This window comes from Chryseobacterium aquifrigidense (genome assembly GCF_006716485.1).
Classification (GTDB): Bacteria; Bacteroidota; Bacteroidia; order Flavobacteriales; family Weeksellaceae; genus Chryseobacterium; species Chryseobacterium vietnamense.
In genome coordinates this window covers 3,274,413-3,294,648 of record NZ_VFPD01000001.1, presented here as the reverse complement: position 1 = coordinate 3,294,648, position 20,236 = coordinate 3,274,413, and the positions used below count along the sequence as shown (strand labels likewise).

The window sequence follows — 20,236 nt, the reverse complement described above, 5'->3', positions numbered from 1 at the left end:
CGGAAATTAATTTCCGGGATTTTTTTATGCTTTTGCAAAAAGTAATTTTGCTTATTGCTTATTGCTTATTGCTTATTGCTTATTGCTTATTGCTTATTGCTTATTGCTTATACCGTAGTCAGTCTCAATGTATTTGTTTTTCCACCTTCATACGATGGAGTAGCATTGATGTTGATTACAAAGTCTCCGGTCTCGATATAACCATAGTTGTGCGTTAACATATTTACCTGAATGATCGTTTCATCCGTAGATTTCTTCATATCATAGTAATAAGCATGAACACCCCAAAGAAGGTTCAGCATCGTAATAACTCTTCTGTTACCACTGTATACGATGATGTGAGAATTTGGTCTGTGGGCTGCAAGCTGGAATGCAGTGTACCCGGAGTGAGTAAGTGTTACAATAGCAGAAACATTGGTTGTTTTAGCAATTCTTACTGCTGCAAGACAAACCCTGTTGGTAATGAATCTTTCATCGATACAGTTATAATCTTTCTCGATAGGCTCATTTTTGTGTTGGTAGAAATGAGTTGTTTCGATATTCTTTACAATTTTAGCCATGTTTTCCACAACCTGTACCGGATATCTACCTACTGAAGTTTCTCCGGAAAGCATCACAGCATCAGCTCCATCCAACACAGAGTTGGCTACGTCATTTACTTCCGCTCTTGTTGGCGTTAAGCTGTTGATCATTGTTTCCATCATCTGAGTGGCAATGATTACCGGCTTGGAGTAAAATCTTGCTTTTTCTACCAGGTTTTTCTGGATTGCAGGAACTTCTTCCATTGGAACTTCTACTCCAAGATCTCCACGAGCTACCATTAATCCGTCGCATTCAAGAAGGATTTCCTCAATATTTTTTACCCCTTCAGGTTTTTCAATCTTCGCAATAATCGGAGTTTTGAATTTACCGTTTGGATGGGCTTTGATAAGCTCCTTCAAGTCGATAATATCCTGAGCATGGCGTACGAATGATAAGGCAATCCAGTCAACTTCCATGTCAAGCATGAAATTAGCATCCTGAATATCTTTTTCTGTTAATGCAGGAAGAGAAACATTTGTATTAGGTAGATTAACTCCTTTTTTAGAACTTAACGGACCTCCCTGAATAGTTTTTGCCTTTACAGTATCCTTTTCATTGGTTTCGATAACCTCCAACATTAGTTTCCCATCATCAATAAGGATTCTTTCCCCTACTTTTACATCCTGTGGAAACTGTTGGTACGTCATGTACACTTTAGTGGAATCTCCCTCCATCTTTTCATTGGTGAAAGTTAGAATATCACCTGGATTCAGATAAGATCCTTCCTTTACAACTCCCACTCTCAGCTTAGGACCCTGAAGATCTCCTAAGATTCCTACAGAATAACCATACTCATTGTTTAGCTCTCTAATTATTTCAATATTTTTTCGAACTAAGTCGTAATCTGCATGTGAAAAATTTATTCTGAAAATATCAACACCCGCTTTCATTAAATCTAACATAACTTCCTTCGACGATGAAGCAGGGCCTAGTGTTGCGATAATTTTTGTCTTCTTTAAATACTTATTCATAATACTGGATAATTTGATAAAGTTCCTCTTCAGAACTCAATGTATAATCTTGAATTGGAAACACAAGATTTTCAGGGAGCAAAATTACGGAAAAATCAGGAAACTGTTCCGAACTATGCAGAATATATTCCACATCTACCTGATTATTTAATAAAAATTTAATGTTTTCTTCTTCTGTAAAGAGTTCTGTCTGAATTTTTTTTTGCTTACTTTCAGAAGATTTATTGGAAATGAAGGTAAAACAAGTCTTTGTATACTTATGATAGGCTTCAAATCTTGGGAAAAAATAATCATAATATCCCCCGTGAAAGACAAGATCTTTCTTTCTTGAAAAATTGAGGTTGTTTTTTTGATTTATTTTGTAGAAAAACTCGTGAGCAGGTACATCTTTGGCTAATCTTACCAATCCTATGGCAATATCTTCAAATTCTATATCATCAAGATCATAAAGTTTTTGAATTTCCAAGTATATTTTCTTTTTTGTTTAAAATATAAAATGCCCTCTGTGCTGCTTTTTCCTCTGCTTTCTTCTTGGAAGTCTCTGTTGCATTAGCAATTTTTTCCTCTCCCAGCCATACATGGCACCTGAATACGACAGATTTATTAGCCTGTATCTCCTCGCAGGTTTCGTACTTTATGTTGACCTTCTTCTTTTGACTCCATTCAAGAAGGAGACCTTTATAACTTACAATTTTGTTTTCAAGTTTATTGATCTCGGAAGGGGTCAGCAATTTTTCCAGAATAATCCTCTTGCAGGCATCATAATGGAAGTCTAAATAAACTGCACCGATTAAGGCTTCGAACAAATTTCCAGAGATATTTTCCCCCAAAGCTGATGAGCTGTTTTGCTTTTGCAAAAGGCTGGTAAGCTTGAGATCTTCTCCTAATTTATTGAGGTTTTTCCTATTAACAATCTTAGATTTCATTTGTGTCAGATATCCCTCGTTAGCCTGAGGATAAGTCTGGAACAAATGACAAGAAATAATTGTACCCAAAACAGAATCTCCCAAAAATTCAAGCCTTTCGTAATTGCTGTCTTGATTTTTAGAAGAATTTTTTAAAGAAAAAGCTTCGCGGTAAAGAGCTATATTCTGTACCTCTGTACCCAATACTTTTCTAAGCTCGGTACTGAGAAAATATTCTCTCTCCGTTAATTGTCTTTTTCTTTTTTTGAGAAGGAATTTAGAAAAGTATTTCTGTAACTCCATTCATTGAATTTAGATTTTCTTAAATAGAACGCAAGCATTATGCCCGCCAAATCCAAAAGTATTGCTCATGGCTACTTTTACATCTTTCTTAACAGCTGTATTAAACGTAAAGTTTAGTCGGCTGTCAATATTTTCATCATCAGTAAAATGGTTGATGGTTGGAGGAACAGTACCATGAATAATAGTTCCCAATGCAGCGATAGCTTCAATAACACCTGCAGCACCTAAAAGATGGCCAGTCATTGATTTTGTAGAATTAATCTGAATGTCATAAGCATGTTCGCCTAATAATTTCGAAATTGCATTGGATTCTGCGATGTCTCCTAATGGAGTAGAGGTACCATGCATGTTGATATGATCTACTTCATCAGCAGTTAAACCTGCGTCTTCCAAACAACTTTTCATTACCAGATAAGCGCCAAGGCCTTCAGGATGTGGAGCAGTCATGTGATGTGCATCAGCACTCAGACCTCCTCCCAGTAATTCTGCATAAATTGTAGCACCACGTTTTACAGCGTGCTCATATTCTTCAAGAACGATACAACCTGCGCCTTCTCCTAATACAAATCCATCTCTGTCTTTGTCAAAAGGTCTTGAAGCCGTTTTAGGATCGTCATTTCTTGTAGAAAGTGCCATCATTGCGTTGAATCCACCGACACCACTTGCTGTAACGGCTGCTTCAGAGCCTCCGCACACAATCACGTCTGCTTTTCCTAATTGGATCAGCATTTTGGAATCAATTATAGCATTTGCTGAAGATGCACATGCAGATACAGTAGTATAGTTTGGTCCGTGGAAACCGTATTCAATTGAGATATGCCCTGGAGTGATATCCGCAATCATTTTTGGGATAAAGAAAGGGTTAAATCTCGGAATTTCCGTATTGGCCCATCCTAACACTTCAGTTTCAAAAGTCTCTAATCCTCCGATTCCAGAACCCCAGATTACACCAACTCTGTTTTTATCTACATTGTCTTCAATAATTCCGGAATGCGCTACTGCTTCTCGTGCAGCAACAAGTCCCAATTGAGTATTTCTGTCCATTTTTTTAGCCTCTTTCTTATCGAAATGCTGTAACGGATCGAAATTTTTTACCTCGCAAGCGAACTTTGTTTTAAAGTTTGTGGCATCAAAAAGAGTAATCGGAGCGGCACCGCTCTCACCTTTCACAAGATTTTCCCAGTATTCTTTTGCATTATTTCCTATTGGTGTTATTGCTCCAAATCCGGTTACAACTACTCTTTTTAATTCCATAAACTTTGTTTAATTTCTTTTTTGTTGAAGAATATTATTTATTTACTACTTCTTCGATGTAAGCGATAGCGTGTCCTACAGTAGTAATTTTTTCAGCTTGGTCATCAGGGATCTGAATGTTAAATTCTTTTTCAAATTCCATGATTAACTCAACTGTATCTAGTGAATCAGCTCCTAAATCGTTAGTGAAGCTAGCTTCAGGAGTTACTTCTGTTTCTTCAACGTCAAGCTTATCAGCGATGATAGCTTTTACTCTTGATGCAATGTCTGACATAGTAAATTATTTTTTTAATTGTTAGATGGTGCAAATATATAAAATTCTTTACGATAAAACATTTTTTTAGTCTTTTTTGTGGACCAGAAGCTTTTATTTTGGGTTGTTTGGTTTTAGTCTTTTCGTTTTCAGTGGTTTATATTTGGTGTAAATGATGAATGAAGAAGCAGAACTTTATATTTGATTATACTGATCAATTTTTTAAGAGATTAATATCTTGATTTAAGTGAAAGTTTATCTGTTATCTAACGTTCCTGATTTAAAAGAGCAGTATGGAATTCTTGAAAGGCAGGAGCAAGTTAGAGAAATTTTTGAAAATATACTTGAACGCCAGATATTGCTATGAATTGAATCATTCAGCACTATGGAGTAGTGATGAATTTTTCAAAGTTGCTTAAAATAAAATGATTGGCTTTACCTGTCTGTGGTAAACCAACCATTTTTTATTTAGCTTAAAGACTTTTATATTATCTTAAAAGAAATTTGTAATTAAATCTTAGGGTATAGTTTCTATAGAAGATATTTTTAAATTTCCATTTTCTTTTTTTAATGTAACTATAGCAGATGCCCCTTCAAATTCTGTTTTTTTATTGGGATTAGCTGTTGAATATGATAAAACAAAATTAGTTCCTTGTTTAGTAAAAGTTGAATTAGAATTTTTCAATAATTCATAATCTAGTAACTTTATTACTTCTTGAAGATTATTTTGGACGAATTTTTTGTTTTCTATTATGTATTGATTATCATATCCATGTTCAATCTCACAAATACTGCACTGAATATTATTTGCAAATAAAGAATTTACTTTTTCATCCTTGCTTAAATATAAAGAATCTAATTTTTTTATAAGTTGAATTGCTTCTTTCTTTTCCTCTAAATAATTTTCTTGAGATTGCACTCCACAAGAAGTCAGGATGATAAGACTTAAAAATATCTTTTTCATTTTTTTTATTTTTAAATTAACTTTAAGGTTTAAATTCCCAAATTCTGATTGATTTAATCCCGCCAGGAACATTATTGGCATTTGCTCCCCCAGGTATATGTCCATTTTGGATTAAATCAACATGTCCTGTATATCCAGCAGTAGTTGAATTATTATTAACAATAACATATATTCCAGTTTTACCTTCCAAAAACTTTGCCACTTTATCAGGATTATTAGCATCTGTACCTTCTAATATATGAGTTGGACTTCCAAATGTTTTTGACATAAAATCTCCTGCTGTTTTTGCTTGTAAATAATAATATCGAGGTTTTCCATTTTCATCTGCTCCCTTTCTGCTCAGTGAATTGTTAGGTATGTAAAATCCTAATCTATTCATTGCTAATGAAAATCTCACAGTACATGCATTTCTATATGGACCGATATCCTTACCTGAGCTATTATATAAATACTCGAGGTTCCCACCTACCATGGGGTAGATTTGAGAAGCTGGCATTTGCTTAAAATAGCCTGGATAGCCTGGGTATTCTAATTTTGGAAAAGCTCCTACGAATTGAGAATATGTTGGCATTTGTTTATTCTGATACTGTATGGTATTGAGGATATCATCAAGATTATCAACAGGCTCTCCGTCAGGTCCTTCAGACTTTGTTAAAAACCAATTTTCAAACTTTTCCCAAGAAGTGTTGGGATTATTTGCAAAAAATTGTTGAGCAAAATTTAACTGTGATTCAAATTCTTTCCATATAGTAATTGTGTTTGTTCCCAAACTTCCCAAACTATTAAAATAGCTAATGCTCCAATGTAGCAATTGTGTATTATTCTGATTTAAATTATTATAGAAATAAGAAAGTAATTGCCCACCTATGTATTGGTTGTTTTGAATATAGGTATACTCATTAGAAGATAGTTCTGGAAATCCAGCTTCGTTCAACATATAATTAAAGCTGTCCTGGATTGACATTTCACTAGATGTAGTGCTGCCACCACTGTCACCACCACCATCATAGAATCCCATATTTGGAAATCCTTTTGGTGGCTGTCCTCCACTTGGACAAACCTCTGTAATTTCTACAACGTAATAAGGCTTTTCACTTGCAACACATTGTGCATACTGAGACGGAGAATGATTGTCACCATTACAGTTTACCTCTATAAGCCTAATGCTTAATGAGCAGTCTATCTTATTTGCAAATGTTTTTGCTCCTATTGCTTTATCAGGAAGTGGCGTGCCATTCGAGAGTTGTTTAGTTCCCATTGGTCTACCGTCCATAGAGGTGTATTCAACAGTTCCTGTGAAATTATCAATCTGATAGTTTTTTGTTAAAATCAGCAGGTTTATATTTTGCTGTAAACCCTATACTTTTATTTTCATTATCAACACTATATACTAAAACATCTGATGATCTTTCTAAATGTCTTACTACCGTGCTGTATGAAGTAACATTATTTTGTGTAATTACTGTTACAGTTGCATCATCTGATAATGAAGAGAAAAAATCTTCGTTTTTGCTGTAAAAATTTGAAGGGTTGTTTTTTATCTCAGTAAGATAATTTTTGAAAGCTAAAGCTTCTTTTAGTTTAATAGTTTTCCTGAAATCTGATTGAGTAGCATTGTTTTCAATGTCATTTGAAAGTTCAGTTCTACAGCCGAACATAAGGAGGGTTAATGCCAAAAGCATTAAAAGATTAAGTTTTTTCATCAAAATTATTTTTATTAAAGTTGCTAATTTATTGATTTTTTGTTTTGTAAATAATTCCTGAAAAAAATTATATCTGCAAGGCGACAAAACCTGTCGTATAATATTTTGTTGCTGGGTTGAAGTCATTTTTTTTCTCTTCAAATTTTCCCGATTAGGGTGTTTAAGTAGGATTTGAAATCAAGGATTCTGTATGTTTCCTGCAGATTTGAATGTGCTATGATTCTTTGCTCATCGGCATTTATGGTTAATAATAGATTGGTATTTATAATTAAATTGTATTCCGTCAATCAGAAGACAATATAAAACGTTTGGGAATAATTTGGGGAACAAAAACAAAAAAAGAGAAAATGTAATTATTTAAAAATCAATAATTTACAAATTCTCTTTAGCTTAAAAAGTGGAGTTGGAGGGATTCGAACCCTCGTCCAAACAAGCAATACATAAGCTTTCTACATGCTTATTCTACCATTGGTTTTCGACTGGAAGCAGAGGATAGACACCCAACTACCAGCTTATCTTCTGAATTTTTCGAACTTTAGTCAAAGCTTCTAAAGCCTTATTTCCGCATTCCTATATCCCAGGATCAAACGCCGCAGAACAGAGCATTTGTGGAATATCTTGCTTCCCTACTGAAATCTTCGGGAAAACGCTTGATCTACTATACTTCGATATTAAGCTGCAAGAGCGAACTCTTCGTTGCCAGTTAAAATTTTGTAGCAAGGGATTATAGAGATCGCGCTACGGTTCTCTGCATGCTTACTTACCCATTGGTCTTGCTGTCGAAACCAGTCAACCCCATGAATAAAGTGAATGCAAAGATAATGCTTTTTGTTTACATTTCATTAATATAGATGGTTTTAATAGAAATTAGGAAATAAAATGAGTAACCCGAGGTATTAAGAATTGAATATCCAATCATTGTGGATAAAAATTTATTGTTTGTTAACAGGCTTTAATACGGAGTTTTTTAACGGTCATAGGGTGGAGTAGTGATTGTTTATTGCAATATATTTTGTGTTCTCATAAAAATTGTCTAGTTTTGCAATCCAAAATGAGATGTAAAATATGTTAATAATTCCAGTAAAAGATGGTGAATCCATCGACAGAGCTTTAAAAAAATACAAGAGAAAATTTGATAAAACAGGAACTGTTCGTCAATTAAGATCTAGACAACAGTTTATTAAGCCTTCTGTAACTTTGAGACAAGCTAGACTAAAAGCGGCTTACAAACAAAGAGCGCTTAGCAAAGAAGAGCAGGCTTAAGATTTTTTCTTAACCATATATTAATTCACTTCTTAAATTCTTATATTTGAGGAGTGAATTTTTATTTTTATACCTATGATGCTGGAAAAGTTTTTAGAATACCTACAATTCGAAAAAAGATATTCTCCTCATACCATCACAAGCTACAAAAAAGACCTTGAAGACTTTTCCCATTTCTTCCTCCGAACAGAATCTTCTGACAATTTAGCCACGGCAGACAAAAAGATCATCCGAAATTTTATTGTTGAACTGAGTGAAAATGACATTTCCAAAAGAAGTATCAATAGAAAATTATCTTCTCTCCGCAGTTTTTATCTTTTTCTTTTAAAAATAGGGGAGATTAAAGTTTCTCCCACCGAAGGAATTTCTTCCCTGAAGTTTTACCCTGAAAAACAGATTCCTATATCTAAAGAGGAAATGCAGGATCTGAATGAAAGAATCTTTGAACAGGTACATGATGTGCTTGAAAAATGTATTATGGAAGTTCTTTATCAGACAGGAATGCGTAAAGCGGAACTTTGTGGCCTGATATTTGAGAATGTTGACTTATATCAAAATGAATTAAAAGTAATAGGAAAAGGGAATAAAGAGAGGGTAATTCCCATTTCCGATGAACTGTCTGAACTCCTTAAAAGTTATCTGGAAATAAGAAATCCGCAGACAGAATTTAAATCATATTTTTTCGTGAATAAGAAAGGGAAAAAACTCAACGAAAAATTTGTTTATGTGGTAGTTAATAAGTACCTTAGTCTTATAACAACGAAAGAAAAAAAAAGTCCTCACATCCTTCGGCATAGCTTTGCTACTCACGTTTTGGATAATGGGGCGGAGATCTCCAAAGTAAAAAAAATATTAGGGCATTCCAGTCTTGCCAGTACTCAAGTCTATACGAATGCTAATATTGAACAATTGAAAAAAGTGTTTAATCAGGCTCACCCTCGAGCATCAAAAAAAGAAGAATTATGAAGATTTCAGTACAATCAATTGGTTTAACTCCACACGAACCACTAGAATCACACATCGACAAAAAAGTAAGCAAATTGGATACCTTCTATGACAAGATTCAGGAGTGTAAGGTATTTTTGAAAGTTGAAAATAATGCTGATAAAGCGAATAAAACTGCTGAGATTATTTTGGCTGTTCCGGGAGACGATATCGTAGTAAAGAAGACATCCACCAGTTTTGAAGAAAGTTTGGACCTTTGCGTTGATACTGCTAAAAAGCTACTAATCAAGAAAAAAGAAATGGCTTAGAAAAAAAAGTTAAAAAAAGTTTATAAAATATTTGAGAATTCAAAAAATCCGTTCTATATTTGCACTCGCAAAAAAGGAACAGCGATCTTTTGAATTCTTTTTTATATTTGCCTCCATAGCTCAGTTGGCCAGAGCACGTGATTTGTAATCTCGGGGTCGTGGGTTCGAATCCCTCTGGAGGCTCATAAAATATAAACTTTTGGGGAGATTCCAGAGTGGCTAAATGGGACTGACTGTAACTCAGTTGCTTCGGCTTCGTAGGTTCGAATCCTGCTCTCCCCACTTTATATTTTTATAAAAAAAACTTGCAAGATTAAATAAGTTTTCTTAGTTTTGCACAGCGTTTACCAATAGTTTTGGAAACAAAATTGCGGAAGTAGCTCAGTTGGTAGAGCGTCAGCCTTCCAAGCTGAATGTCGCGGGTTCGACCCCCGTCTTCCGCTCAAAAAAATACCTCAGTAAGAGTTATTTTTTTTAACACTGAAATGTGTAGAGTAGAGTTTCTCGATCAGTTTCAGTTTTTATTAAAATGCCTCCATAGCTCAGTTGGCCAGAGCACGTGATTTGTAATCTCGGGGTCGTGGGTTCGAATCCCTCTGGAGGCTCATTTTAATATAAAATATCTGGGGAGATTCCAGAGTGGCTAAATGGGACTGACTGTAACTCAGTTGCTTCGGCTTCGTAGGTTCGAATCCTGCTCTCCCCACATTTTATATTATAAAAAAAACTTGCAAGATTAGATAAGTTTTCTTAGTTTTGCACAGCGTTTACCAATAATTTTGGAAACAAAATTGCGGAAGTAGCTCAGTTGGTAGAGCGTCAGCCTTCCAAGCTGAATGTCGCGGGTTCGACCCCCGTCTTCCGCTCAACAGAAAATCACGCTACTTAGTGTGATTTTTTTAGTTGATGCCGACTTAGCTCAGCGGTAGAGTGCTTCCTTGGTAAGGAAGAGGTCACGGGTTCAAGTCCCGTAGTTGGCTCTCGATTTTCCCGAATTTCTTCGGGATTTTTTTATGCCCAAATTTTAGGTTAGAAAATAAAGGCAACCAAATTTGTTCCTAAAGATATATTATCGTTAAACACCTGATTAGATAAAATACTCATTGATTCATCTTAACATTTCAACTGAAATTTTTACAGATCAATTAAGATAGGTCATGAATTTTACTTCATCTTTACAATCACAATCATAAAATTTTCGTTAAATTCGTGTAAAATAAATTTTTGATGAATATTCTTTTATTGGAAGATGATCTCATTCTGTCTGCAGAACTTTGCAGATTTTTAGAATCAAATAATTTTAACTGTGATAAGATCTATGACGGGGAAACCTTTCTCCGCCAGATAAAAAATAGTACGTATGATCTTTATTTACTTGATATTAATGTCCCTAAAATAAATGGGCTTGATGTCTGTCAGACGATCCGTTCTTTTGATAAGAATACTCCCATCATTATCATTTCTGCCTATGGAGATATCTCTGATAAAAAAGATGCCTTCACCAGGCTGGCTGATGATTATCTTGTAAAGCCCTTCCAGTTTGAAGAACTTTTACTGAGAATCAATTCGCTGCTAAGGAGAAAAGCGCCTTCTGATAATTCCGATCAGGATATTCTAAGAATTGATGATCTTATTATCAACAAAACAGAACAGAAGGTGTATCGTGGAGGAAATGAAATAACCCTTACCTTGAAAGAATTCCAGCTGCTGGTTTATCTTGCCGAAGCGCAGGGAAGAACCGTTTCCAAGCAACAGATTACAGAACATGTGTGGGAACACAATTTTAATACGAATACCAACACTGTAGAAGTTTATATCAATTTCCTGAGGAAGAAGATTGATAAAGATTTTAAAATAAAACTGATCCACACCCGTTCAGGTTTTGGATACTATCTAAGCCCATTGTAAATGTCTTTAAAAAGAAAGATAGCTTTGACGATAAGCATCGCCTTTTCATTACTATTTGGAATGGTGATGGCGGTCATTTATTTATCTTTTAACGATTTCAGAAGAGATGAGTTTAAAGAAAGATTCAGGCAGAGGCTCGAATTCACTTCCCATTTCATTTCAAAATCCAAAGACTTTGAAGAAGAAGCACCCGTTTTCTTTAATGAAAATTCAGATAACATTCTTTTGAATGAAAAGATTTTAATTTTCAACGAAAAGAAAGAATTGATCTACAGTACAATCAAAGACCGGAATGTTATCTGGGATAGTGCTATGCTTAAAGAACTGGATAAAAAGAAGATCATCTATACGGAAAAAACTGTTCCGGAAATCTATGCGGCACTCAGGAATATCAACGGAGAAAACTATTATATCCTTACCAGTGCTTTTGATACCAACGGAAAATCCAAATTGGGGTATCTTAAATATCTTTTGATCACAGCTTATGTGATGAGTACCATGCTTATTGGTTTCTTCAGCTATTATTTTGTGGAAAAGTTTCTGCGACCTCTGGAAGACCTGAACAAAGAAATTTCTGAAGTTACTGCTCATAAATTAACCAAACAAATCCCGGTAGAACAATCCAATGATGAAGTAAGTGTTCTTGCCAAATCCTTTAATACCATGATTGGAAGGCTGGATGATGTATTTCAGTCGCAAAAGGATTTTACTGCCAGTGCTTCGCATGAGATCAGAACACCTATCACCAGAATGGCGTTTCAGCTGGAGAATCTTATTAAGTTTGAAGAGCATTCTCGGGAAACACTATCTTCTTTAAAGCAGATCCAGAGGGATATATATCAACTATCAGACCTGACAAACTCTCTTCTGCTGCTGACAAAATTCGATAAAGAAAATATTCAGAGCATTTATGAGGAAGTAAGAATTGATGAAGTCATCTTTGAAGCTTTCGAAGCGGTGGAGAAAAGTTATCCACAACTTAAGCTGGATTTTCTGATCAATGAAGATAGTTTTGAAAATGCTTTTCTGACTATAAAAGGAATTCAGTCACTATTGGTCATTGTATTTATCAACTTGTTTAAAAATGCGGCAGTGTATTCAGATAATACAGAAGTAAATGTTTTGATTACTGAAACCAACGATAACCTTTCTGTGGAAGTTATTTCTCATGGTAATACTATTTCTGAAAATGAGCAAGCTAAACTGTTTGAAGCTTTCACCAGAGGAAATAATGCACAGAATATAGCAGGATCAGGATTGGGGCTCAGAATTGTCAAAAGGATTCTGGAATATCATGATGCAGATATTGTATACTCTTCACCTGAAGATTACATGAATAAGTTTACATTATTTTTTAAAAAATAAAAAAAAGCAACTGATACGAAAACAGTTGCTTTTTTTGTTAAACTCCCGATTGAGATTTTTAATATAAATTCAATGGTGGGGGAAAAAAATACTGATTTTGTTTGGTGTTTTATGGTATAAGCAGCCTGTTCATGCCTATTTTAATATTTTTTTAAGCGTCATTTAAGTTTCTTTTAATAGCATCAGAGCAATTTTGTAATTTAAAAAGAAAAATAATGAACAGAATTGCAGTGCTGTGCCTCGCCGTTTCCTCATTCATGGCGGCACAACAGCAGATGTCTCTTTTGGAATGCGAAGAAGCCTTTCAGAAGAACAACCTCCAGCTGCTCGCCGAACAATACAACATCAATATGGCTGATGCAGATATTCTGCAGGCTAAAATCTGGGAATTACCTCAATTAAGCGGACAGTTTAATGCTTATAATCCGCAGGACAAAAAATTTTTTGATGTAGGACATTCTAAGGGAGCAGGGATTACCCAATTGATTTATATGGGCGGTAAAAAGAAAAATGAAATTGCTTTTGCCAGATCCAATAAAGAACTGGCCCAGCTTCAGTTTTCACAATTACTGGTAGATTTAAGATCTCAGCTGCGCTCTGCCTATTTCAATCTTTATTATGAAAAACTAAAACTGGAAAATACCAACAGACAACTGGGGTATATGAATGATCTCCTGGATGCTTACCGTGTACAGTCGGCCAAAGGAAATGTTTCCCTCAAAGATGCTGTCAGATTACAGAGCATAGTCATCCAGCTGAATCATGATAAGCTGGAGATTAATAAAAACATTCTTGATTTTGAACAGAATCTGAAAGTTTTGACAGGAGTTACAGAAGAGATAGAGCCTACGATGTCTGAAACCGAAGCTAAAGAAGCTCTTGCAGCACAGCCTTTCGGTGATGAAGAAGAACTGAAAAGCAAAGCCCTGGAAAATAACGCAGATTACCGATATAATTTGAAACTTATTGATAACAGTAAGTTGTATGCCCAGTGGCAGAAATCATTGAATGTACCGGATGTTACCGTCGGTGCGGCATGGGATCAGGCAGGAGGAACTTTTAATAACGAAGCAAATCTGACCCTGGGAATTCCTTTGCCATTATGGAAAGCCAATCAGGGAAATGTAGTAAAAGCAAATTATGCCATCCAGCAGAATCAGAAAAATGCAGATTTTCAAAAACTGACTCTGGAAACTAAAGTTCAATCGGCATACAAAACCTGGAAGGCACAATATGATCAGCTTCTGGATGTAAAAACTACAGACCTTCAGAATATGGAACTTGTTTACAACGGAATGCTGAACAATTTCAGAAAAGGAAATGTCAACCTGATTGAATTCACAGACTTTATGGATAGCTACAGGGAGACAGCCCTTCAGATCTATGATATGAAAAATGAAATCATGCAGTCGGCAGAACAGCTTAATCAACTAGTACAAACGAAAATCTTCTATTAAAATGATGAAAACATATATTATCCCTTTATTAATGGTTATTTCATTAATAGCCTGTTCAAAAAAAGAAGAAGAGAAAAATATTCATGTAAAAAAAGGATTCGAGCTCAGTAACACGATGCTGAATTCTATTTCCCTGGCAAAAGTTGAAAAAAGAAATATAGAAGATGAGTACAGCTTTTACGGAAAAATCTCAGCAGACAAAAACAGTTATATAGATGTTTACCCTTTGGTAGGAGGAAATGTAATGAGTGTTAATGTAGAATTGGGTGACTATGTAAGAAAAGGACAGGTTTTAGCCACTATCAGAAGTACTGAGCTTGCAGAAATTCAGAAGGATGTAAGTGATGCAAAAACAGATCTTGTAGTAGCAAAAAATAACCTTCGTGTTGCAAAAGAACTCTATGAAGGAAAGCTTAATACAGAAAGAGATGTCCTGGAAGCTAAAAGCCAGTTACAAAAAGCAGAAGATCAGTTGCAGAGAGCGGCAGCAGTAAGTACGGTTTATAATGTGAAGACCGGAAATATATACAGTGTTGTAGCACCTATCAGCGGTTATATTGTTCAGAAAAGTATCAATAAAGATATGCAGTTGCGAAGTGACAGAAGCGATAATATTTTTGATGTGGCCAATACCACCAATGTATGGGCAATTATGAATGTCAACGAATCTGATATTGATAAAATAAACCTGGGGATGAAGGCTCAGGTATCCACTCTTTCATATTCGGACAAAGTTTTTGACGGAAAAATTGATAAAATATTCAAAATTATTGATCCGCAAACTAATGCCATGCAGGCAAGAGTAGTATTGGACAATGCCAACGGACTTTTGATCCCGGAGAGTAAAGCCACGATAAAAGTTTCAAGCCTGGAAAGCAACGCTACACTTACCGTTCCATCCAAAGCTGTGATTTTTGATGATAATAAAAGTTTTGTAGTGATTTTTAAATCCAGAACAGATGTAAAGATCAGAGAAGTCAAAGTATTAAAGCAGGTAGGTGATGTCACCTATATTGCAGACGGTCTGAAAGAAGGAGAAGAAGTGATTACCAACAATCAGCTGCTGATCTACCGTTCGCTGAACAGCTAGTCTTATGAAACCAGTAGGAATATGTACTTTTTTCTTTAACGGCTTTTTTAGGTCATCAATGTATCTATCATGAATAAATTCATAAAAAATATAATCGCTTTTTCATTAAAAAATAAAGCATTTACCTTTATCTGGGTAGCGATTTTAGCCATCTCCGGTTTTATAAGTTTCAAAAATATGCCTATTGAAGCTTTTCCGGATGTAACCAATACCCAGATTGTCATCATCACCCAATGGAATGGACGTAGTGCAGAAGAAGTAGAACGTTTTGTCACTACACCAATAGAATTGGCGATGAGCCCGGTTCAGAAGAAAACAAGTGTAAGAAGTACCACCATGTTTGGGCTTTCTATTGTTAAAATTCTGTTTGACGACGGGGTGGATGATACTTTTGCCAGAAATCAGGTCAATAACCAATTAAGAACCATTAGCCTTCCTGATGAGGTAGATCCCGAAGTACAGCCACCCTATGGGCCAACCGGTGAGATTTTCAGATATACGCTGGAAAGTAAAACAAAAGATTCCCGTGCATTGCTTACCCTGCAGAATTGGGTGATAGACAGGGCACTAAGAGGAGTTCCAGGGGTTGCGGATATCAATGTTTTCGGAGGACAGGATAAAGTCTTTGAATTAAGTATCGATCCGAGGGCATTGGATAAATACAATCTGACGCCGCTTCAGGTCTATGATGCTGTCACCAAAAGTAACCTGAATGTAGGAGGAGATGTTATTGAAAAAAACGGTCAGGCTTACGTGGTAAGAGGAATTGGTTTGGTGAAATCTGTAGCAGATATCGGAAATATTACCATTCAGAATGACAGTGGAAATCCTGTTTTGGTAAAAAATGTAGCCGAAGTTCATGAAAGCTCTATGCCCAGAGTAGGACAGGCTGCCCTGAATCATCATGATGATACGGTGGAAGGAATCGTTGTCATGAGAAAAGGAGAGAATCCGAGGGAAGTGCTGGTAGGAGTGAAGGCTAAAATTAAAGAACTTAACGAAAAAGTCCTTCCGAAAGATGTGAAAATGGTGACTTTCTACGACCGTGACAATCTGATGGACTTTACTACGCATACCGTAATGCATAATCTTATTGAAGGAATTGTACTGGTAACAGTAATCGTTTTGATTTTTATGGCCGACTGGAGAACCACACTGATTGTTTCCATCATCATTCCTCTATCCTTGCTGTTTGCATTTTTATGTTTAAAACTGGCCGGGATGAGCGCCAACCTGCTTTCGTTAGGTGCAGTAGACTTCGGGATCATCATAGATGGAGCCGTCGTCATGGTGGAAGGGCTTTTCGTAATGCTGGATCATAAAGCGCATAAGTACGGGACAGAGAAGTTTAATAAACTTGCCAAGGGAGGATGGATTAAGCAAACGGGAACAGGACTGGGAAAAGCCATCTTCTTTTCAAAATTAATCATCATTACTTCCCTGATTCCTATTTTCTCATTTCAGAAAGTGGAAGGGAAAATGTTCTCCCCTCTGGCATTTACATTAGGATTTGCATTAATGGGAGCATTGATATTTACATTAACATTAGTTCCTGTTCTTTCTCATATCCTTTTAAATAAAAACGTAAGGGAAAAAAATAACCCGTTTGTTAATTTCTGGGACAGAATTGTTTTGAAAGGTTTCAATTTAACCTTCAGGCATAAAAAAATAAGTATGATTGTGGCAATTTCCTTCTTAGCGGTCACTTTATTTTCTGGTAAATTCCTTGGAACAGAATTCCTGCCTCAGTTGAATGAAGGATCATTGTGGATCACTGCAGAAATGCCGATGAGCTCCTCATTAAAAGAATCTCTGAAAACAGCTGACCTTTTAAAGAAAGATATCATGAGCTTCTCTGAAGTAACAGATGTTCTTGCACAGACGGGAAGAAGTAATGACGGAACTGACCCCAACGGGTTTGGTTTCGTACAGTTTGCCGTAAACCTCAAGCCAAGAGAAGAATGGAAACGTAAGATTACTTATGATGAACTGATCAATGAAATAGATAAAAAGCTTAGAAGTTACCAGGGAATTACCTTCAACTATTCGCAACCGATTTCCGATAACGTAGCTGAAGCCGTGGCAGGTTTTAAAGCCGAGAATGGAATTAAAATCTACGGTGACAACCTGGAAACTCTGGACAAATTAGCCCATGAAGTTTTATTAAAGATTAAAGATGTACAAGGCGTAAAAGATCCGGGAATTATTAAAAATATCGGTCAGCCGGAAGTAAGTGTGGTTCTGGACAGAGATAAAATGGCTGCGTACGGAGTAATGCCTGCGGATGCACAAGCCGTATTGGAAATGGCATTTGGAGGAAAAACAGCTTCTGAAATGTTCGACGGGGAAAGAAAATTCCCGATCCGTCTTCGTTATTCACAGGAGTACAGAACCAATGAAAACGATATTGCTGCTTTGATGGTTCCTACACAGGATGGAGCAAAGATTCCGTTAAAAGAAATAAGCACCATTGTTAAGGATAATGGAGCCGCATTTATTTACAGAGACAACATCAAACGATATATCGGGGTCAAATTCTCCATCCGTGACAGAGATTTGGGAAGCACCATTGCGGATGCCCAGAAAAAAGTGGAAACGATTGAACTTCCGGACGGCTATTCCGTAGGATGGACAGGTCAGTTTGAAAATCAGCAGCGTGCTTCACACAGGCTGGCACAGGTAGTACCAGTGAGTATCCTGATGATTTTCTTTCTGTTGTTTATCCTGTTTGGCAATATGAAAGATTCTCTTCTGGTATTGGCGAACGTACCTTTTGCTCTGATTGGAGGTATTATCGCTTTGCATGTTACCGGAATCAATTTTGGAATCTCTGCCGGAGTAGGAATGATCGCTCTTCTCGGAATTTGCATCCAGAACGGGGTAATCCTCATTACAGAGTTTCACCAGAATGTTAAAGACGGGATGGATATCGATACTGCGATATTAAATGGGGTGAAATCCAGAACGAGACCTGTTATCATGACAGCATTGATGGCCTCCATCGGGCTTATGCCGGCTGCCTTGTCTACAGGAATCGGATCGGAGTCTCAGAAACCTTTGGCCATTGTCATTATCGGAGGCCTGATTACAGCTACAGTACTTACCCTGCTTATTTTTCCTATTATTTTCTGGATTTTTAACAGGGCAAAAAAGCTCAGTCAAATTTAAATTATCTTTCATTTATATTAGTAAGAAGCGCGGAAAACTTTGTTTTCCGCGCTTCTCGATTATTGAAATAAAGAATGAGTTTAAAATCCTAATCCCAGTGTAAAAGCTTTTACGGTATTGGGATAATCGGAAACAGAAGTGGCTGCTCCTGTCATTGTATTAATAGAGTAAATTTTTGTAGATAAACCTACAGATGCTATTAAGTAAGCCTTTTGGCTCATACTTCCAATATCAAAACCATTAGCATTGGTAATGTTGATTCCCAAAGAACCTGTTTCAACTAAAGTTCCGTTATTGGGTGGGTTTTGCTGATATAATTTATCAGTATTATGATCAATCACAAATAAGGTAGTTGAGGTAGCTCCGGCAAAATTGTTGGTATAGGCCGCTGCACTTATCATTGGACTTCCCGGATTCAGTGTAAGATCTGCAGCAGCAATTGTTCCATCGTTAGGATTCAGACGGAGATTTTGTCCTGTATTACTTACTACTCTTATCCTGTCAACTGTTGGATTGAAGTCAAAACCAAAATCGGTGCCTGAAAGCAAGGTAGAAAATGGAGATGCTCCCACAGCAGTAGCGGCACCTGTGCCTAAGTTAATTGTATAGATTCTGCTTGAGCTTCCCAAAGCATACAATTGTCCGTTCGCAGGACGGAAATCTATGCCTAAAATACTCTCACCGCTTTGTAATCCGGCCACTGTTTTAGAAACAGGCATAGGATTGTTGGGATTGAAAATCTGAAGATTATTTGAATTGTCAATGGCATAAGCTACCGGTTCTGTAGGAATGGCAATATCAATGATTCCCTGCTGGAGTGATCCTATTGAGGTTATTTTACCATTATTCAGATCCAGAATATGTAATTTATCATTGAATGCTAAAAGAGCAGTACTGTTATCATATTTGATGTCAAAAGCAGATTGTCCTGTAAAAGTCGTTCCAAGATTTCCAACCTCTACTAAAGTTCCATTATTGGGAGGATCTTGCTTGTATAATTTTCCCAGCATCGGATCAATATCATATAACACAGTAGTGGCAGCCCCTGCTTTACCGTTGGTGTAGGCTATTCCTGTTATGGAAGGGTTTCCTGTTCCGTTAATATTGATATCCGTAGATGCAGCAGCTCCCGTTTCCGGATGTAAACGCAGATTTTGTCCGGTATTACTTACTAAACGAATTCTATCAACAGTAGGGTTGAAATCAATAGAAGCAATTGCTCCTGATATTGAGGGAGTAAATGCTGTTGAACCTACCATTCTTGCTGAAGCATTGGATACATTGATAATATATAATTTGCTTGCATTTGATAAAGCATATAACTCTCCTGTAGCAGGTCTGAAATCTATGCTCAGCAATTTTTCTCCAGAGGCAACACCTGTTACCGTTGTTTTTGAGGTGAAAGTTTTTGGATTGTTGGAATTAAAATAAACCAGCTCATTCATGGCAGTTATTCCATATACCATAAGATCCGGACCCTGAGGTATATTTTCTGACATCATGTTTTCATCTGAATTATCACACGAAAACAGGGTTGTAATGGCTATCAGAGCCCAAAACATGTGTAGTAGTTTTCTCATAATATTAATTTTTAGTTGTTATTTTTATATGTACGAGAAAAAAGTAAGAATGGATTTGCGAGCAGAATGATCAGTTTTTTTTCTTGTATATTGTATTAATAATTAACGAGATAGTTCTTATTTTTAATAAAACATTTCTAAGGATTTTTTCAATCCGGAAAAATGTGTAAATTTGCAGTCTCAATACGTTGAAATATAAGGTTTGTCCTTCACTGGA

Annotated in this window: 17 protein-coding genes, 7 tRNA genes and 1 other RNA gene; 15 read left to right on the top strand and 10 right to left on the bottom strand. The window is 36.2% G+C overall.

All coding sequences use genetic code 11. The annotated features are described in order from the left end of the window. Positions 1 to 107 precede the first annotated feature (107 nt). The 9 genes from pyk to ssrA form a co-directional block, all read right to left on the bottom strand. Entirely contained in the window at positions 108 to 1,553 is a 1,446-nt protein-coding gene (pyk, locus tag FB551_RS14745; RefSeq protein ID WP_047435450.1) for a pyruvate kinase, read from the bottom strand. Further along, complete coding sequence (locus tag FB551_RS14740) at positions 1,546 to 2,019, bottom strand: IPExxxVDY family protein (RefSeq protein ID WP_047435448.1); 474 nt, start codon at positions 2,017 to 2,019, stop codon at positions 1,546 to 1,548. The genes pyk and FB551_RS14740 overlap by 8 nt, the downstream gene beginning before the upstream one ends. Beyond that, on the bottom strand, positions 1,997 to 2,761 hold the full coding sequence (gene rnc / locus FB551_RS14735) for a ribonuclease III (RefSeq protein ID WP_047435446.1): 765 nt from the start codon (positions 2,759 to 2,761) through the stop codon (positions 1,997 to 1,999). Before rnc ends, FB551_RS14740 begins: the two co-directional genes overlap by 23 nt. Before the next feature lie 9 nt (positions 2,762 to 2,770). Beyond that, complete coding sequence (fabF, locus tag FB551_RS14730) at positions 2,771 to 4,015, bottom strand: beta-ketoacyl-ACP synthase II (RefSeq protein WP_034693118.1); 1,245 nt, start codon at positions 4,013 to 4,015, stop codon at positions 2,771 to 2,773. Positions 4,016 to 4,049: 34 nt separating this feature from the next. Continuing rightward, complete coding sequence (locus FB551_RS14725; protein ID WP_002976354.1) at positions 4,050 to 4,289, bottom strand: acyl carrier protein; 240 nt, start codon at positions 4,287 to 4,289, stop codon at positions 4,050 to 4,052. 496 nt (positions 4,290 to 4,785) lie between these two features. Further along, positions 4,786 to 5,232: a hypothetical protein gene (locus FB551_RS14720; protein ID WP_142018001.1), complete on the bottom strand. Its 447-nt coding sequence runs from the start codon at positions 5,230 to 5,232 to the stop codon at positions 4,786 to 4,788. Positions 5,233 to 5,254: 22 nt separating this feature from the next. Further along, positions 5,255 to 6,505, bottom strand: coding sequence for a T6SS effector amidase Tae4 family protein (locus tag FB551_RS14715; protein WP_142018000.1), 1,251 nt, complete (start codon positions 6,503 to 6,505; stop codon positions 5,255 to 5,257). Between the two features lie 31 nt (positions 6,506 to 6,536). Beyond that, positions 6,537 to 6,935 carry a hypothetical protein gene (locus FB551_RS14710; protein WP_142017999.1) on the bottom strand — a complete coding sequence of 133 codons (399 nt, stop codon included), beginning with the start codon at positions 6,933 to 6,935 and terminating at the stop codon, positions 6,537 to 6,539. Between the two features lie 395 nt (positions 6,936 to 7,330). Then, positions 7,331 to 7,732: a transfer-messenger RNA gene (ssrA, locus tag FB551_RS14705) on the bottom strand. Between the two features lie 268 nt (positions 7,733 to 8,000). Here ssrA and rpsU point away from each other — a divergent pair. The 15 genes from rpsU (at position 8,001) to FB551_RS14630 (ending at position 18,439) form a co-directional block, all read left to right on the top strand. Next, positions 8,001 to 8,198, top strand: coding sequence for a 30S ribosomal protein S21 (rpsU, locus tag FB551_RS14700; RefSeq protein ID WP_034693154.1), 198 nt, complete (start codon positions 8,001 to 8,003; stop codon positions 8,196 to 8,198). 78 nt (positions 8,199 to 8,276) lie between these two features. After that, the gene (locus tag FB551_RS14695) at positions 8,277 to 9,164 is read left to right on the top strand and encodes a tyrosine-type recombinase/integrase (RefSeq protein WP_047435431.1); all 888 of its coding nucleotides are present in this window, start codon (positions 8,277 to 8,279) and stop codon (positions 9,162 to 9,164) included. Further along, on the top strand, positions 9,161 to 9,451 hold the full coding sequence (locus tag FB551_RS14690) for an HPF/RaiA family ribosome-associated protein (RefSeq protein ID WP_047435429.1): 291 nt from the start codon (positions 9,161 to 9,163) through the stop codon (positions 9,449 to 9,451). Before FB551_RS14695 ends, FB551_RS14690 begins: the two co-directional genes overlap by 4 nt. A gap of 109 nt (positions 9,452 to 9,560) precedes the next feature. Next, positions 9,561 to 9,634 (top strand) — tRNA-Thr (locus FB551_RS14685). Between the two features lie 18 nt (positions 9,635 to 9,652). After that, a tRNA-Tyr gene (locus FB551_RS14680) sits at positions 9,653 to 9,733 on the top strand. Positions 9,734 to 9,821: 88 nt separating this feature from the next. After that, positions 9,822 to 9,894, top strand: a tRNA-Gly gene (locus tag FB551_RS14675). An 88-nt stretch (positions 9,895 to 9,982) separates the two neighbouring features. Next, positions 9,983 to 10,056, top strand: a tRNA-Thr gene (locus FB551_RS14670). Positions 10,057 to 10,076: 20 nt separating this feature from the next. Further along, positions 10,077 to 10,157 (top strand) — tRNA-Tyr (locus FB551_RS14665). Positions 10,158 to 10,244: 87 nt separating this feature from the next. After that, positions 10,245 to 10,317 (top strand) — tRNA-Gly (locus FB551_RS14660). Between the two features lie 42 nt (positions 10,318 to 10,359). Beyond that, positions 10,360 to 10,431, top strand: a tRNA-Thr gene (locus tag FB551_RS14655). Positions 10,432 to 10,678: 247 nt separating this feature from the next. Then, positions 10,679 to 11,359 carry a response regulator transcription factor gene (locus FB551_RS14650; RefSeq protein ID WP_047435426.1) on the top strand — a complete coding sequence of 227 codons (681 nt, stop codon included), beginning with the start codon at positions 10,679 to 10,681 and terminating at the stop codon, positions 11,357 to 11,359. After that, positions 11,360 to 12,724: an ATP-binding protein gene (locus FB551_RS14645; RefSeq protein ID WP_142017998.1), complete on the top strand. Its 1,365-nt coding sequence runs from the start codon at positions 11,360 to 11,362 to the stop codon at positions 12,722 to 12,724. It abuts the gene before it with no gap. Positions 12,725 to 12,939: 215 nt separating this feature from the next. After that, on the top strand, positions 12,940 to 14,181 hold the full coding sequence (locus FB551_RS14640; protein WP_082002038.1) for a TolC family protein: 1,242 nt from the start codon (positions 12,940 to 12,942) through the stop codon (positions 14,179 to 14,181). Between the two features lie 4 nt (positions 14,182 to 14,185). Continuing rightward, on the top strand, positions 14,186 to 15,271 hold the full coding sequence (locus FB551_RS14635) for an efflux RND transporter periplasmic adaptor subunit (RefSeq protein ID WP_142018121.1): 1,086 nt from the start codon (positions 14,186 to 14,188) through the stop codon (positions 15,269 to 15,271). A gap of 69 nt (positions 15,272 to 15,340) precedes the next feature. Next, positions 15,341 to 18,439 carry an efflux RND transporter permease subunit gene (locus tag FB551_RS14630; protein ID WP_142017997.1) on the top strand — a complete coding sequence of 1,033 codons (3,099 nt, stop codon included), beginning with the start codon at positions 15,341 to 15,343 and terminating at the stop codon, positions 18,437 to 18,439. Positions 18,440 to 18,519: 80 nt separating this feature from the next. On the opposite strand, the gene FB551_RS14625 is transcribed toward FB551_RS14630, so the two are convergent. Next, positions 18,520 to 20,019 carry a DUF4394 domain-containing protein gene (locus FB551_RS14625; protein WP_142017996.1) on the bottom strand — a complete coding sequence of 500 codons (1,500 nt, stop codon included), beginning with the start codon at positions 20,017 to 20,019 and terminating at the stop codon, positions 18,520 to 18,522. Positions 20,020 to 20,236 lie beyond the last annotated feature (217 nt).

Excerpts from the sequence above, each read along its gene's own strand:
- FB551_RS14715 (WP_142018000.1), bottom strand. The coding sequence starts at position 6,505 with ATGGACGGTAGACCAATGGGAACTAAACAACTCTCGAATGGCACGCCA.
- FB551_RS14625 (WP_142017996.1), bottom strand. The coding sequence starts at position 20,019 with ATGAGAAAACTACTACACATGTTTTGGGCTCTGATAGCCATTACAACC.
- fabF (WP_034693118.1), bottom strand. The coding sequence starts at position 4,015 with ATGGAATTAAAAAGAGTAGTTGTAACCGGATTTGGAGCAATAACACCA.
- FB551_RS14635 (WP_142018121.1), top strand. The coding sequence starts at position 14,186 with ATGAAAACATATATTATCCCTTTATTAATGGTTATTTCATTAATAGCC.
- pyk (WP_047435450.1), bottom strand. The coding sequence starts at position 1,553 with ATGAATAAGTATTTAAAGAAGACAAAAATTATCGCAACACTAGGCCCT.
- rpsU (WP_034693154.1), top strand. The coding sequence starts at position 8,001 with ATGTTAATAATTCCAGTAAAAGATGGTGAATCCATCGACAGAGCTTTA.
- FB551_RS14710 (WP_142017999.1), bottom strand. The coding sequence starts at position 6,935 with ATGAAAAAACTTAATCTTTTAATGCTTTTGGCATTAACCCTCCTTATG.
- FB551_RS14725 (WP_002976354.1), bottom strand. The coding sequence starts at position 4,289 with ATGTCAGACATTGCATCAAGAGTAAAAGCTATCATCGCTGATAAGCTT.
- FB551_RS14650 (WP_047435426.1), top strand. The coding sequence starts at position 10,679 with ATGAATATTCTTTTATTGGAAGATGATCTCATTCTGTCTGCAGAACTT.
- FB551_RS14720 (WP_142018001.1), bottom strand. The coding sequence starts at position 5,232 with ATGAAAAAGATATTTTTAAGTCTTATCATCCTGACTTCTTGTGGAGTG.
- FB551_RS14690 (WP_047435429.1), top strand. The coding sequence starts at position 9,161 with ATGAAGATTTCAGTACAATCAATTGGTTTAACTCCACACGAACCACTA.
- FB551_RS14645 (WP_142017998.1), top strand. The coding sequence starts at position 11,360 with ATGTCTTTAAAAAGAAAGATAGCTTTGACGATAAGCATCGCCTTTTCA.
- FB551_RS14630 (WP_142017997.1), top strand. The coding sequence starts at position 15,341 with ATGAATAAATTCATAAAAAATATAATCGCTTTTTCATTAAAAAATAAA.
- rnc (WP_047435446.1), bottom strand. The coding sequence starts at position 2,761 with ATGGAGTTACAGAAATACTTTTCTAAATTCCTTCTCAAAAAAAGAAAA.
- FB551_RS14695 (WP_047435431.1), top strand. The coding sequence starts at position 8,277 with ATGCTGGAAAAGTTTTTAGAATACCTACAATTCGAAAAAAGATATTCT.
- FB551_RS14640 (WP_082002038.1), top strand. The coding sequence starts at position 12,940 with ATGAACAGAATTGCAGTGCTGTGCCTCGCCGTTTCCTCATTCATGGCG.